Source organism: Euzebyella marina (genome assembly GCF_014855515.1).
Lineage (GTDB): Bacteria > Bacteroidota > Bacteroidia > Flavobacteriales > Flavobacteriaceae > Euzebyella > Euzebyella marina.
Genome location: NZ_JACYFK010000002.1, coordinates 278,988 through 292,556 on the forward strand (window position 1 = coordinate 278,988; position 13,569 = coordinate 292,556).

Genomic DNA, 13,569 nt, shown 5'->3' on the forward strand with positions numbered 1-13,569 from the left:
CTAATTTAAAGGTATCCCAAATTTCTCCATGGAATTTCAAAAGAAAGGAATCAGCAATTTTACTTTGGTGCAGTTATATGAGCGAATGCTAAAACCGCGTATGATCGAAGAGCGTATGCTGGTTTTGCTACGGCAAGGAAAAATATCAAAATGGTTCAGCGGCATGGGGCAAGAAGCCATTTCGGTAGGTGTTGCGAGTGCCCTGCATGCGGATGAATACATTTTGCCGATGCATCGAAATTTAGGGGTTTTTACGACCCGTGAAGTGCCACTTTCGCGTTTATTCGCCCAATGGCAGGGAAAGCTAGGCGGATTTACCAAAGGAAGGGATCGTAGTTTTCATTTTGGTACGCAAGAATATAAGATTGTGGGTATGATTTCCCATTTAGGTCCCCAATTAGGCGTGGCTGATGGAATTGCCCTGGCCGATCTGATCAATGAAAGAGAAAAGGTTACCGCGGTGTTTACCGGCGAAGGAGGTACGAGTGAGGGAGATTTTCATGAAGCGCTGAACATCGCCTCGGTGTGGAATTTACCAGTACTGTTCTGTATTGAGAACAATGGCTATGGTCTCTCTACCCCCACCAATGAACAATACAATTGCAAACGCTTATCCGATAGGGGACAGGCCTACGGAATGGAATCGTATACGATTGAAGGGAATAATATTACCGAGGTTTATACCCAAGTGAAGACCTTATGCCAGTCCATACGGGAAAACCCTAGGCCTGTACTGCTGGAATTCATTACGTTTCGCATGCGTGGCCACGAAGAGGCAAGCGGTACTAAATATGTTCCGGAAGAACTATTGCAGGAATGGGCCGAAAAAGACCCTATAAGCAACTACGAATCTTTCTTAATAAGAGAGGGTCTGCTCGATAAAGGGCAAATTGAAGAATTAAGGACAAAAATAGAAGATGAAATCAGTGAGCACTTGAAAATTGCTTTTGATGAACCCTCTGTAGAATTCAATTTAACCCAAGAATTAGTGGATGTATACCATCCGCATAATTTTGAGGAAATCAAACCAAAAGGTACTACTTCTAACATCCGATTTGTTGATGCTGTTTCAGAGGGTCTAAAGCAGTCGATGGAACGAAACAATGATTTGGTGATAATGGGCCAAGATGTAGCGGAGTATGGTGGGGTTTTTAAGGTGACGGAGGGTTTTGTTGAGTTGTTCGGCAAGAATAGGGTCAGGAACACGCCAATTTGCGAATCGGGAATCGTGGAGGCCGCCATGGGCCTATCTATAAACGGCATGAAAGCGGTGATGGAAATGCAATTCGCCGATTTTGCCACCTCAGGGTTCAATCCCATTGTTAATTATTTGGCCAAATCACACTACCGTTGGGGCGAATCTGCCCAAGTAGTCATTCGAATGCCTTGTGGAGGCGATGTAGGTGCCGGTCCGTTTCATTCGCAAACCAACGAAGCATGGTTTACGAAAACCCCGGGACTCAAAGTGGTCTATCCGGCATTTCCTTTTGATGCTAAGGGACTTTTGGCTACTGCTATTGAAGACCCCAATCCCGTCATGTTTTTTGAACATAAGGCATTGTATAGAAGTATTTATCAAGAGGTTCCTAATGAATATTACAACATTCCATTCGGTCATGCTGCGTTGCTAAAAGAAGGTCGTGATGTAACTATCGTTACCTATGGCGCCGCTGTGCATTGGGCTTTGGCAGTTTTAAATGAACGTAAAGATATCAGCGCCGACCTTTTGGATTTGCGTACCCTTTGCCCGTTGGATATCGAATCCATTTATGTCTCAGTAGAGAAAACAGGTAAGTTAATTATTCTCCAAGAAGATAGCCTTTTTGGGGGTGTTGCCAGTGATATTTCTGCCATTGTTACCGAAAATCGATTTGAATATTTAGATGCTCCCATAAAAAGGGTGGCCAGTTTAGAAACGCCGATACCCTTCGCCAAAGCTTTGGAAAATGGATACCTTCCAAAAACTAGGTTTGCCGAGGCATTGAATGAACTACTTGCGTATTAGTAATCGAGCAAAAATCTTCCTTTTTAAAACGCACCTGTCTCGACAAATGGTGGCATCTTGCCATCGAAATTAACGATAGATTAACGTGTAGGGCTGGTCGTTATAAGCGATGCTCTCGTATCTATTCAAACTAAATTTTTAATTATGATAAAGAATAGTTGGGTGCTAGGTGCACTTTTTCTGGTCTTAACCTCCTGTTCCCTCTCAAAGGAAGTAAGACAGCAACGTGATACCATCAACGGAACATGGGTTCTTAATGATGTATCGTATGAAGGTGAACAAGGTGATTACAAAGCCAAGTTGTTCAACGATGCCGACGCCTACTGCTTTGAAGGAAGTACTTGGTATTTTTTGGAAAACAACAGTACGGGTAACTACAACATCAACAGTAGTACGGGTGCCTGCCCTTCGGGAGTTCGTAATATTAGATGGTCGGTGGTAGAAAACGAAGCTGGGGCCGATCGCTTACAGTTTAAGTATATCGACGAAAAGAAAAAAGACATTAACGGTAGAACTGGTTACGGTATGGATATTGTTTCCTTATCAAGTGCCAGTATGACCTTAAAGTCAAATGTAAACGTGAACGGTTCCCCAATTGCGGTGGTGTACACGTTTAATAAACAATAAAAAACTACAAATGAAGAAGTTAGCTATAAAATCAGTTTATATCATCATGGCAATGTCCATGGTAGTCGGTTGTAAAACCGTACAGAATGCGAACAACAAACAGAAAGGAGCCGTGATAGGTGCCGGTAGTGGCGCTGCCATAGGTGGTGTTATCGGCAACAATGTAGGTAATGGTAATAATACCGTGTTGGGTGCTATTTTGGGTGCCGCTATCGGCGGGGTTGCCGGTGGATATATCGGTGACCGAATGGATAGACAGGCAGAGCGTATCGAGGAAGAAATTCCTGGAGCTGAAGTGACACGGGTTGGTGAGGGTATCAACGTTACCTTTAATGAGGATGCCGGAGTGTATTTCGACACCAACAAAAGTGATGTAAAAGGTACTTCGCAGACGACATTGAATAGTCTGGCCGATATTTTAAAGGAATATCCTAAATCGAACGTATTGGTTGAAGGGCATACCGATAGTGCTGGTCCTGATGATTACAACATGCAGTTGTCAAAAAGTAGGGCTACCTCGGTAAGCAATTATTTGGTATCGCAGGGTATCGATTCCGGTAGATTGACTACCAAATGGTATGGCGAAGCGCAGCCGGTTGCCGACAACGAAACAAAAGAAGGTAAGGCAAAGAATAGAAGGGTAGAATTGGCTATTGTGGCCAGTGAAGCCTTGAAAGAAGAAGCAAAACAGCAAGTGAAGGGATAATTGTTCCCGCTAAATAAGTTCCTTTAGAAATCCCGACCTAATGCAGGTCGGGATTTTTTATACAAAACCCTATCTTCCAAGAGTGAAATGTGATTATGAAATTATCGTAATTGGTGGTGGTTTGGCAGGACTTACGGCTGCCATTCATCTCGTATTGGAGGGGAGAAGTGTTCTGGTCATTGAAAAAAACGAATATCCGAATCATAAGGTTTGTGGTGAATATGTGTCCAACGAAGTGGTTCCCTACTTGAAGCGCTTGGATGTCGGGTTGCAAGAAAAGGGTGCGGTGTCCATTCAAGAATTGCAGTTCAGTACGGTTCGGGGCGTCTCTGTCAAAAGTAAATTACCGCTTGGAGGAGTAGGTATCAGTCGTTATGCCTTTGACCATCATCTCTTTCAAAGGGCCCAACAGGTCGGTGTCCATTTTTTAATAGGTCAAGTGAATAATGTTTTGTTTAAAGATTCTTATTTTGAGGTGAATACAAGTTTAAATGAAACTATTACTTCAATATTTACAATCGGAGCATACGGAAAGAGAAGTGTGCTTGATAAGGCTTTGGATAGAAGTTTCATCCAAAACAAATCAAGTTGGATGGCTGTTAAAAACCATTATCATTTAGAGGACTTTCCTGAACACCTGGTAGGCTTGCATAATTTTGAGGGAGGATATGGCGGACTATCCAAAACTGAAAACGGGGCGGTCAATTTCTGCTATCTCGCATCCTACGATAGCTTTCAAAAGGCCGGAAATATCGAGAATTACAACCAGCAGGTGGTGTCTAAAAACCCATTCCTGGGGAATTTCTTAAAAGAGGCACAACCTGTTTTTGACCAACCTTTGACCATCGCCCAGATTTCTTTTGAACCAAAACAAGCGGTAGAAAACCATATCATCATGTGCGGAGATACGGCGGGGCTCATACATCCCTTATGTGGTAACGGTATGGCGATGGCCATTCATAGCGCAAAAATTGCTTCCGAGTTACTGGTCGATTTTTTTTCGGGCTCCACCATGACCCGTGAGCAATTGGAGAAAAATTATATCCGTAAGTGGAAGAAAGCCTTTCAGAAAAGAATTTGGTGGGGCAGGCAATTGCAGAAAATACTGTTGAAACCGAAACTATCAAACATACTATTGAAGGCAGTGGGCAAAACACCGGGGTTGTTAAACTTTATGGTCAAGTGTACTCATGGTAAACCTATCAGCTAATGATTAACTTAAAAAATAGATTTAAAGGAGAAGAGCTGATGGATGGCAAAAACATACCAAAAGCAACCTTACTACCTGTTTTTGAAGATATCAATCGATGCAATCGAATTTTAGGTGGTACTAAAATTACCTTAAGTCACCTGAATCAAAATATAAACAGGTTCGACAAAGAATCGTATACGATATTAGATGTGGGTTGCGGGGATGGGGAAATGCTTAGAAAAGTAGTTTTACAGGCCCGAAAACAAAATCGAAAGGTAAAATGCTACGGAGTTGACCTAAACGAAACTGCTTTGGCTATAGCTCGAGAAAAATCAAAAGAGTATCCAGAGATTGTCTTTCTAAATCAAAACATTTTCGACTGGGAAAATCTCAATATTCCCGTAGATTTTGTTTTGTGTACCTTGACCTTACACCATATCAAAGAATTTCAATTATCAGCTTTTTTGAAGAAATTGGCACAAATTCCTTCAATCGCTTTGATTATAAACGATTTACAAAGAAGTACCTGGGCGTACTACTTATTTGAGCTCTTTAGTACTATTTTTATAAAGACCGAAATGGCCAGAAAAGATGGTGCTACCTCCATCAAAAGGGGGTTTTTGAGAAAGGAGCTCAAAGAGATGTCCAAAGGGTTGACCTTTGTGGAACATCAAATTAAATGGCAATGGGCCTTTCGATACAGCTGGGTCATGACCCGTAAGAATAAGCAGAATATATGAATGATGTACGAGTTACGACCGTAACCAAAGAACTACCCCCATATTGGCGGGATACCAAAGATATCATACCGTTAGTTGATTTATGGCTATCGGATCAAGAAGAGCGATTTCGCCGCAAGGTGGTTAAAATGTTCGAAGGGGCGGCTGTCGATAGGCGCTACAGCATTATGCGGCCTGAAGAGGTGTTCACCATCACCTCTTTTGAAGAGAAAAATGAAGTGTATGCTCGAGAGGCCAAGAAATTGGGGAAGGCTGTGCTTGAAAAAGCATTACAGCAACAATCATGGTCACCCGAATCGTTAGATTATATAATTACGGTAAGTTGTACGGGTATCATGATTCCTTCCCTTGATGCTTATCTCATCAACGATTTAGGGCTCAAGCAAGATATTGTGCGGCTTCCTGTTACCGAAATGGGTTGTGCTGCGGGGGTTTCCGGAATGATTTACGCCAATAATTTCCTTCGGTCCAATCCTGGAAAAAGGGCCGCGGTAGTGGCAGTTGAAAGTCCGACCGCTACGTTTCAATTAAATGATTATTCCATGCCCAATATGGTCAGCGCCGCCATTTTTGGCGATGGAGCGGCCTGTGTCTTGTTATCCTCGGAAGAAAATGCAGAGGGACCAGCATTGGTAGCCGGTGAGATGTACCATTTTAAGGATGCCACTCATATGATGGGGTTCGACCTGACGAATTTAGGGTTGAAAATGGTTCTGGATATTGCGGTTCCGGATACCATTGCTGAACATTTTCCATCCATCATCCATCCGTTTCTAAAAAAGAACGGAACTTCAATTGAGGAAGTCGATCATTTGATTTTTCACCCTGGCGGTAGAAAAATTGTACAAACGGTAGAAGAACTTTTTGGGCAAATGGATAAAAACATCGATGACACCCGTGAGGTACTACGGCAATTCGGTAATATGAGCAGTGCCACGGTTTTGTATGTTTTGGAGCGGTTTATGCAAAAAGATATTCAAAAGGGCGAGCAGGGGCTGATGCTGAGTTTTGGACCTGGTTTTTCCGCCCAAAGGGTTTTGCTAAAATGGTAATTGTAGCAAATGATGATGTCTAAAGAACCAAAAAAATACTGGGCCTTGATACTGGGAGGTAGTAGCGGACTAGGTTTGGCTACTGCTAAGAAATTGGCCAAAGCGAATTATAATATTCTCATTGTTCACCGAGACAGGAAATCTGATTTAGAAGAAATTAAACGTTATTATCAAGAAATTACTTTAATGGGTGCTCAGGTGAAAAGTTTTAATGTTGATGTTACCCGTGCCGATAAAAGAGCAGCGGTTTTGCAAGAAATAGGCTCTTTACAATCCACTTCATCGGGTATTAAAGTAATGGTTCACAGCATTGCCAAGGGCAGTTTAAAACCAATGGGTGGTAATGACGGCACTTCTTTGAACCTGCAGGATTTTCAATTGACTTTGAACGCTATGGCCTTGAGCATGTACGAATGGGCACAAGATTTGATCAAGCATTCACTTTTCGCCGAAGATGCTCGAATCATATCCTTTACTTCAGAAGGCAATAAGAAGGCTTGGGAAGGCTATGCCGCTGTTTCCGCCGCCAAGGCTACGTTGGAGGCCCTGACAAGAAATATGGCTTTGGAGTTTGCGCCTATCGGAATTAAAGTAAACTGCATTCAGGCCGGAACGACCGATACCAAGGCGTTTCGAATGATTCCGAAGCATGAAGAGTTAAAGAAGAATGCCTTATTGCGAAATCCGAACAAAAGGTTGACTACACCCGAAGATGTAGCCAATGCCGTCTATTTGTTGACATTGGAAGAAGCCCGATGGATTACAGGAACGGTAATCACCGTGGACGGAGGAGAAAGTTTGCGCTAATCAATGAAAAAACTATGCCCTACGAAGAAATACTTGATCAGTTACCCTATACCGAGCCTTTTTTATTTGTGGATGGATTGAACTCCGTGAGTGATGATGGAACGGAAGGGTTCTATACCTTTCCTGTCGATGCCTATTTTTATGAAGGCCACTTTAAAAATCATCCGGTGACCCCAGGAGTGCTTCTAACCGAGTGTTGCGCCCAAATAGGGCTTGTTTGTTTGGGAATATTTTTACTGAAGGATGATGATAAGGGCTATGGTAATTTATTGGTCGCCATGAGCAGTGCTGAAATGGAATACTTGGCACCGGTATTTCCGGGCGAGAAGGTCACCGTCACATCTGAAAAGGTCTATTTTCGGTTCAATAAATTGAAGTGTCAAGTGAGAATGTTCAACGCTCAAAAAGAATTGGTTTGTAAGGGAACGATTTCAGGAATGATTAAAAAGAACTCAAGTGAGCAATAGGGTGGTAATTACCGGGTTGGGGGTTTGTGCCCCAAATGGAATCGGTCTGGACGAGTTCACGGCATCAATGCAAGAGGGCATAAGCGGCATACGCTACGTCCCTCAACTAAAAGAGTTGAATTTCTCTTGTCAAATTGCAAGTAAACCCATAGTTAACGATGCTGTATTAAATAAATACTTTAATTCATTAGAGTTGAAGGGACTCCAGTCCACCGGTATTATTTACGGTGTCATTGCAGGTTCACAAGCGTGGTCAGATGCAGGTTTGCATCCCTCCGAAGAAAACCGACCTGATTGGGATTCCGGAGTGGTTTTTGGTTCGGGAACCTTAGGGGTCGATAAATTTCATGAGGCCATTCATAATATTGATAAGGGACAAGTACGCCGATTGGGAAGTACCGCGGTAGCTCAGACTATGTCGAGCGGTATCAGTGCTTTTCTAGGGGGAAAATTAGGTTGCGGAAATCAGGTGACAAGTAATTCTTCTGCCTGTAGTACCGGAACAGAGGCCCTATTGATGGGTTATGAACGTATCAAGAACGGACAAGCAAAACGAATGCTCGTAGGTAGTACCAGCGATAGTGGCCCTTATGTCTGGGGAGGCTTCGACGCTCTGCGCATCTTGCCTCGAACCTATAATAATCAACCGGAAAAGGCCAGCCGCCCTATGAGTGCATCCGCTGCGGGATTGGTACCGGGCAGTGGGGCGGGAGCTCTTGTTTTGGAGTCTTTGGAGAGCGCTCTACAAAGGGGTGCCAACATCTATGCCGAAGTGTTGGGTGGGCACGTCAATAGTGGCGGACAAAGGGGAGAGGGAAGCATGACCGCCCCCAATAGCGAGTCGGTGCAACGCTGCATTGCTCAAGCCGTTTCCAATGCGGGAATTGAGACCAACGATATCGATACCATAAACGGGCATTTAACAGCTACTACCAAAGATCCCGTTGAAATTTCGAATTGGAGCCAGGCCTTAGGTCGTTCGGGCAAAGATTTTCCTTTTATCAATTCCTTCAAAGGGCATTTTGGTCATTGCTTGGCAGCTTCCGGGAGCATTGAATTGGTTGCTTCCATCCTTCAGATGCGAGAGAACAAATTTTTTGGAACCGTCAATTGTGAAGACCTACATCCTGAAATAGAGAAGTGGGTGCATCCCTCCAAAATTCCTACCCAAACGATGGATTATTCCGTTCAGGTTCTGGCCAAGGCAAGTTTTGGTTTTGGCGATGTGAATGCTTGTACTATTTTTAAGCGTTTTTAAATTGGAAAGAACCTATGAATGAAAACCAAAAGTACGATAAGCTTAAGGCGATCATATCTACTTATTTACCGGACGATGTTTCGGTAGATGATATTCAAATGAACAGCCATTTTATCAATGAGCTCAATATCAATTCGGCCCATTTGGTAGATATTGTACTAGATGTAGAGGATGAGTTTGACATTATGCTCGAAAATGAAGATATGGAGCAGATGCAAACTGTCAAGGATGCCTTGGAGATAATCGACGCTAAACTTGCCTAATCACTACTATTATGAACCAACCGATTTCTTGGGCCAAAACACAATTAAACGTTGATAAGCGATTGATAGCCATTTACTGTGTGGTCTATTTTTTATGGGGGCTCTTGATGAACTGGTTCGGTGCAGCTGTTGAAATTGCCAAGTTTACGTATTGGTGGCAGGTCATCACTTGCTATATTCTTTACATGGTTCCCATTTCATTATTGCTGAGAAACTTGCCCTTTCACATGCAATATGCGTACGGACTCATCGCAATGGGTATTTTGGAGTTCGCAGGTTATGGATTGGAGACTTCCTATGCGTACCCCAACAACCTTTTGGACCAATTCTTCGGAATCAGAAATTTCTCTTTGGGTATGGCCTTGTTTTTTGCGCTCTACTTTCCTGTAGGGAATTGGGTAGTAGGCAAAATCTACCATTCAATATTTAAAGGTAAATAAATCATTCCCCTTCGGTGGAGATAGGTTCTTCACCTTCCTTTTCAGGAATGAGCAGTGATGCGACTATACCAGCCAGCAACGAAACCGATATCACGGTCAATGATACCCATTCCGGAAGCTCGATATAGTGCGAAAAGAGCATTTTGAGACCAACAAAGGCCAAAATGACCACCAAACTGTAATTGATATACCGGAACTTCTCCAACATGCGGGAAATAAGAAAATACATAGAGCGCAACCCTAGAATGGCCAATATGTTCGAGCTGAATACGATAAATGGGTCCGCTGTAATCGCCAAAATCGCCGGTATGCTATCGAGGGCAAAAAGAACGTCGGTCAATTCGATGACTATCAATGCCATAAATAATGGGGTGGCTGCCCGAACCCCCATTCGCTTCACAAAGAAATCATGCCCGTGCAGTTGACCTGTAATCGGGAAAAGTTTTTTCGCCTGTTTAAAAATCCATGAGTTTTTCGGGTCAAAATCACTGTCATCGGACTTTAACATCTTAAAGGCCGTGTATAACAGAAATACGCCGAACACGTAAATAATCCATTCAAATTTGGTAATCAGCGCCACCCCAAAGAGAATCATTAATCCTCTAAAGATTATGGCGCCCAAGATGCCCCAAAAAAGGACCCGGTGTTGGTACAACGCGGGAATTTTAAATGCCGAAAAGATAACGGCAATAACAAATACATTGTCGATACTGAGCGAAAGTTCAATCAAATAGCCGGTAACATACTTTAAAACGGCATTGTTCGGCGTGAGTCCGGTAGGGTTTTCGACCAATCCACTACTAAACAGCCAGTAAATGACTCCACTGAAGCCCAGGGCTACGGACACCCAGACGGCGGTCCATATACCAGCTTCCTTACTTTTAATAACGTGTTCATTTTTGTGAAATACCCCAAGGTCCAATGCCAAGAATACGATTACTACTGCAATGAAGATTATCCACACCCACATAAAAAAGCTGTTTTGAAGCGGCGAAGTTAAACAAAATTAGGGTTTCGATTGACCCTTTTGAGTTGCTCTTAGCCCCATTCGATACGATGTTTTTTCCATCAAAAATCGAATCGCATGAATCAATCCCTTGGCTCATGTTCTGCTATCTTGAAGAAAAACTTTAATACAAGAATGATATGAACGAGATAGAACAAATTGCGTTGGATAAAATTGCTAATAACGACCATGAGCTATATGCTCTGATAAAACAGCGCTACAGTCCTAGAATATTTGACCAGAAACCGGTGACGGAGGATGATATGAAAAAGTTATTCGAAGCAGCTCGCTGGGCTGCCAGTTGTTACAATTGGCAACCGTGGCGATTCATCTATGCCTTTAAAGGCAACGAAGGTTATGACAAAATAATGAACACTTTAAGCGATTTCAATCAAGAATGGGCAAAAAACGCCCCTGTATTGATGTTGACCGCTTATAAAGAGAAAACTCCTGAGGGAGAAGAGAACTTTCATGCGCTACATGATTTGGGCCTTTCGATGGGTAATATGACCGTACAGGCACAGTATATGGGCATTGCAATTCACCATATGGCCGGCGTAGATTGGAAGAAAGCACAAGAGGTATTCGATGTACCGAAAGGATATCATATTTCTACTGCTGTAGCCATAGGTTATTATGGTGGTGAACTTGAAAACCTGTCCGACGAACTTCAGGAGCAGGAACAAGCGGAGCGTGAGAGAAAACCTCAGAAAAGTTTCGCATTTGAAAACGAATGGAAAGAGAAAGACTAATGTTATGAAAAAGAATTCGACATTTTGGGCCTTGTTGTTTTCCGGTTTCGGACTGGTAACCATCATGAGAGGTCAAGACACGTATTTTCAAGAGGGAAGCAAAAGCAGTGAAACCTGGGCCAAAAGCCTGACCAGGGCTTATCAGCCCGAGCTGGTGCTTGGTAGTGATCAAGTGCTCTTGTTTCAGAAAAAGCTCGAAGAATTTTTGATTCGTGAGAACAAGATTCAGAAAGCTGAAATGTCTCCCGAAGATAAGATGTTCTTGCTGTCTCAGTTGGCCGATCAGCAGAGGGCCGAAATGTCGAATATTTTAACACGACCACAACTTAGACGTTACGAAAAGGTCAAAGACCAAATTCAACCGGTGTCCGTAGTGGTCGATACCCTAAATCATTAAAATTTAATACATGTTAATACCAAGAGAAAAAGTACCCCAACTAGAATTGAACTTAATAAATGGTACCAAATGGAAAATGGATGCCCAAGATAATGGCTCCTTTACCATGATTGTTTTTTATCGGGGGCTGCATTGTCCGATTTGTAAAAAGCAGTTAGAAGAATTATCACAAAAGCTCAACAAGTTCATTGATAGAGATGTTAATGTGGTGGCCATAAGTATGAATGATGAAAAAACTGCCCAAAAAACGGCAGAAGAATGGAATATCCCCGAATTGCCGTTGGCCTATGGCTTGACCAAGCAGCAGGCTACCGATTGGGGACTTTATCTTTCCAAAGGTATTTCGGATAAAGAACCCGAACAGTTTTCAGAACCAGGATTATTCTTGGTGAAGCCTGATCGAACGCTATATGCTGCTTCGGTACAGACCATGCCTTTTGCTAGACCTTCTTTCGACGACATATTAAGTATGATTGATTATGTGGAAAAAGAAAATTACCCGGCCAGGGGAGAGCTTCAGTTGCAAGCAGAAGAACAATTCGCTTAGGAAAAAATAAAAAAGAACTTCCGTGATTACGGAATAAAATCGATACAGAATATGAAAATTGGAATTATAGGAAGCGGTAAAATAGGAGGAACGTTAGGCAAACATTGGGCCAAGGCCGGTCATGAAGTTTTGTTTAGTTCCAGACATCCTGAAGAATTAAAAGATTTGGTTTTGGAGGGTGGTAAGAACACGAAAGCAGTGAGTGTTGCACATGCTTTTGAAGAAAGTGTAGATGTGTATTTACTGGCCACTCCTTTTAAAGCAATTGATGAGACCGCCGAGGTTTATGCCGGGGAATATGGTGATAAGGTTATCATTGATGCCACCAATCCATATCCTGAAAGAGATGGTGACGTGGCTCAAAAGGTGAGAGATGACAATAGAAACGCATCTGAGTACACGGCGATGAAGTTTACGACGGCTTTAACAGCCAAGGCTTTCAATACGATTTACCATAAAGACCTAAAAAATAGAGCCTTTGATGAGCAGGAACCTATTGCCATACCCTTTGCGGCCCAAGATGTAAAGAGTAGAAAGGTCACGGAGCAACTAATTTCTGACATAGGCTTTGTACCGCTGTACGTGGGTAATTTAGGCGCGACCAAGGCGATGGAAGTAGATGAAAAAGTGTACGGTGTTACTACCGACCAGCAGGAAATGCGCTCACTACTTGAGATGGCCTGAACCTAAAGTCAGTTGTATACGAACCGACACCTTATTTTCGGTACGCTCATCTTTAATTTGAATGTCAAAATCAGACGTATAAAGACTGGTAGTACCGATAAGCCGATTACCTTGCTGCTCAAAAGTTAGGGTAATCGGTTTTTTTATGCCCTTTATGGTCAAAGTACCGGTTACCTCATAAACGTTGTGTTGTGACGTTGCTTTAATTTCATTACTTTCAAATAGTATTTTTGGGTGGGCGTCGGCATCAAAGTATTTTTCACTTTTTAAAGACCAATCCCTTAAAAAGTTTCCGGTTTTCAGGGTTTCGACTTGTACAGAACCCGATAATCGGGCCTTGATCAGATCATTAGAATTGATTTGGGAGGTAGATTTAAAACCGCCAATGCTGCCATCTACGCCTTTCGATTCAAATCGAAAAGAAACGGTGGCCGATGAGATGGATGGGGCATTTTGGGCGCTGATTGCTGATACTGAGACACAGAATAGGATTAAGAGAACCGCTTTTTTGAACATAAGAACTATTGTTGGTTGTTGGTAAGGTATTAATTTTTCGTTTTATCGATTTGTTATGCCGTTCAACCCGTTTGCATACGATGGCTAGTGCCAATTTCTAACTTAGCTCA

17 protein-coding genes are annotated in these 13,569 nt (G+C 42.6%); 15 read left to right on the forward strand and 2 right to left on the reverse strand.

Annotation, left to right across the window (positions count from 1 at the left end; all coding sequences use genetic code 11):
• The first annotated feature begins 28 nt into the window (after positions 1-28).
• The 11 genes from IL356_RS09940 (at position 29) to IL356_RS09990 (ending at position 9,557) form a co-directional block, all read left to right on the forward strand.
• Positions 29-2,005, forward strand: a complete 1,977-nt coding sequence (locus IL356_RS09940; RefSeq protein WP_121849147.1) for an alpha-ketoacid dehydrogenase subunit alpha/beta — start codon at positions 29-31, stop codon at positions 2,003-2,005.
• A 144-nt stretch (positions 2,006-2,149) separates the two neighbouring features.
• Positions 2,150-2,632, forward strand: a complete 483-nt coding sequence (locus IL356_RS09945; protein WP_121849146.1) for a lipocalin-like domain-containing protein — start codon at positions 2,150-2,152, stop codon at positions 2,630-2,632.
• Positions 2,633-2,642: 10 nt separating this feature from the next.
• The gene (locus IL356_RS09950) at positions 2,643-3,338 is read left to right on the forward strand and encodes an OmpA family protein (protein WP_121849145.1); all 696 of its coding nucleotides are present in this window, start codon (positions 2,643-2,645) and stop codon (positions 3,336-3,338) included.
• Positions 3,339-3,420: 82 nt separating this feature from the next.
• The gene (locus IL356_RS09955) at positions 3,421-4,548 is read left to right on the forward strand and encodes an NAD(P)/FAD-dependent oxidoreductase (RefSeq protein WP_240467915.1); all 1,128 of its coding nucleotides are present in this window, start codon (positions 3,421-3,423) and stop codon (positions 4,546-4,548) included.
• Complete coding sequence (locus IL356_RS09960) at positions 4,548-5,270, forward strand: methyltransferase domain-containing protein (protein WP_121849143.1); 723 nt, start codon at positions 4,548-4,550, stop codon at positions 5,268-5,270. The genes IL356_RS09955 and IL356_RS09960 overlap by 1 nt, the downstream gene beginning before the upstream one ends.
• Positions 5,267-6,322, forward strand: coding sequence for a type III polyketide synthase (locus IL356_RS09965; RefSeq protein WP_121849142.1), 1,056 nt, complete (start codon positions 5,267-5,269; stop codon positions 6,320-6,322). The genes IL356_RS09960 and IL356_RS09965 overlap by 4 nt, the downstream gene beginning before the upstream one ends.
• A 9-nt stretch (positions 6,323-6,331) precedes the next feature.
• Positions 6,332-7,129 (forward strand): SDR family NAD(P)-dependent oxidoreductase, encoded by a 798-nt coding sequence (locus IL356_RS09970; RefSeq protein WP_121849141.1) that lies wholly within the window; start codon positions 6,332-6,334, stop codon positions 7,127-7,129.
• Between the two features lie 14 nt (positions 7,130-7,143).
• Positions 7,144-7,596, forward strand: coding sequence for a 3-hydroxyacyl-ACP dehydratase FabZ family protein (locus IL356_RS09975; protein ID WP_121849140.1), 453 nt, complete (start codon positions 7,144-7,146; stop codon positions 7,594-7,596).
• Positions 7,586-8,854: a beta-ketoacyl-[acyl-carrier-protein] synthase family protein gene (locus tag IL356_RS09980; protein ID WP_121849139.1), complete on the forward strand. Its 1,269-nt coding sequence runs from the start codon at positions 7,586-7,588 to the stop codon at positions 8,852-8,854. The genes IL356_RS09975 and IL356_RS09980 overlap by 11 nt, the downstream gene beginning before the upstream one ends.
• Before the next feature lie 14 nt (positions 8,855-8,868).
• Complete coding sequence (locus IL356_RS09985; protein ID WP_121849138.1) at positions 8,869-9,117, forward strand: acyl carrier protein; 249 nt, start codon at positions 8,869-8,871, stop codon at positions 9,115-9,117.
• A gap of 11 nt (positions 9,118-9,128) precedes the next feature.
• Positions 9,129-9,557 carry a hypothetical protein gene (locus IL356_RS09990; protein ID WP_121849137.1) on the forward strand — a complete coding sequence of 143 codons (429 nt, stop codon included), beginning with the start codon at positions 9,129-9,131 and terminating at the stop codon, positions 9,555-9,557.
• 1 nt (position 9,558) lies between these two features.
• On the opposite strand, the gene IL356_RS09995 is transcribed toward IL356_RS09990, so the two are convergent.
• On the reverse strand, positions 9,559-10,527 hold the full coding sequence (locus tag IL356_RS09995) for a TerC family protein (RefSeq protein ID WP_121849136.1): 969 nt from the start codon (positions 10,525-10,527) through the stop codon (positions 9,559-9,561).
• Positions 10,528-10,703: 176 nt separating this feature from the next.
• On the opposite strand from IL356_RS09995, the gene IL356_RS10000 reads away from it, so the two are divergent.
• From IL356_RS10000 to IL356_RS10015, 4 genes are read left to right on the forward strand one after another with little or no spacing between them, the layout of a single operon-like run.
• Positions 10,704-11,315, forward strand: coding sequence for a nitroreductase family protein (locus tag IL356_RS10000; RefSeq protein WP_121849135.1), 612 nt, complete (start codon positions 10,704-10,706; stop codon positions 11,313-11,315).
• A gap of 4 nt (positions 11,316-11,319) precedes the next feature.
• Complete coding sequence (locus IL356_RS10005; protein ID WP_121849134.1) at positions 11,320-11,712, forward strand: hypothetical protein; 393 nt, start codon at positions 11,320-11,322, stop codon at positions 11,710-11,712.
• Between the two features lie 10 nt (positions 11,713-11,722).
• Entirely contained in the window at positions 11,723-12,259 is a 537-nt protein-coding gene (locus tag IL356_RS10010; RefSeq protein WP_121849133.1) for a peroxiredoxin-like family protein, read from the forward strand.
• A 51-nt stretch (positions 12,260-12,310) separates the two neighbouring features.
• The gene (locus tag IL356_RS10015) at positions 12,311-12,943 is read left to right on the forward strand and encodes an NADPH-dependent F420 reductase (RefSeq protein ID WP_121849132.1); all 633 of its coding nucleotides are present in this window, start codon (positions 12,311-12,313) and stop codon (positions 12,941-12,943) included.
• Here IL356_RS10015 and IL356_RS10020 read toward each other — a convergent pair.
• Positions 12,926-13,459: a YceI family protein gene (locus IL356_RS10020; RefSeq protein ID WP_121849131.1), complete on the reverse strand. Its 534-nt coding sequence runs from the start codon at positions 13,457-13,459 to the stop codon at positions 12,926-12,928. The two genes, IL356_RS10015 and IL356_RS10020, sit on opposite strands and share 18 nt — an antisense overlap.
• Positions 13,460-13,569 lie beyond the last annotated feature (110 nt).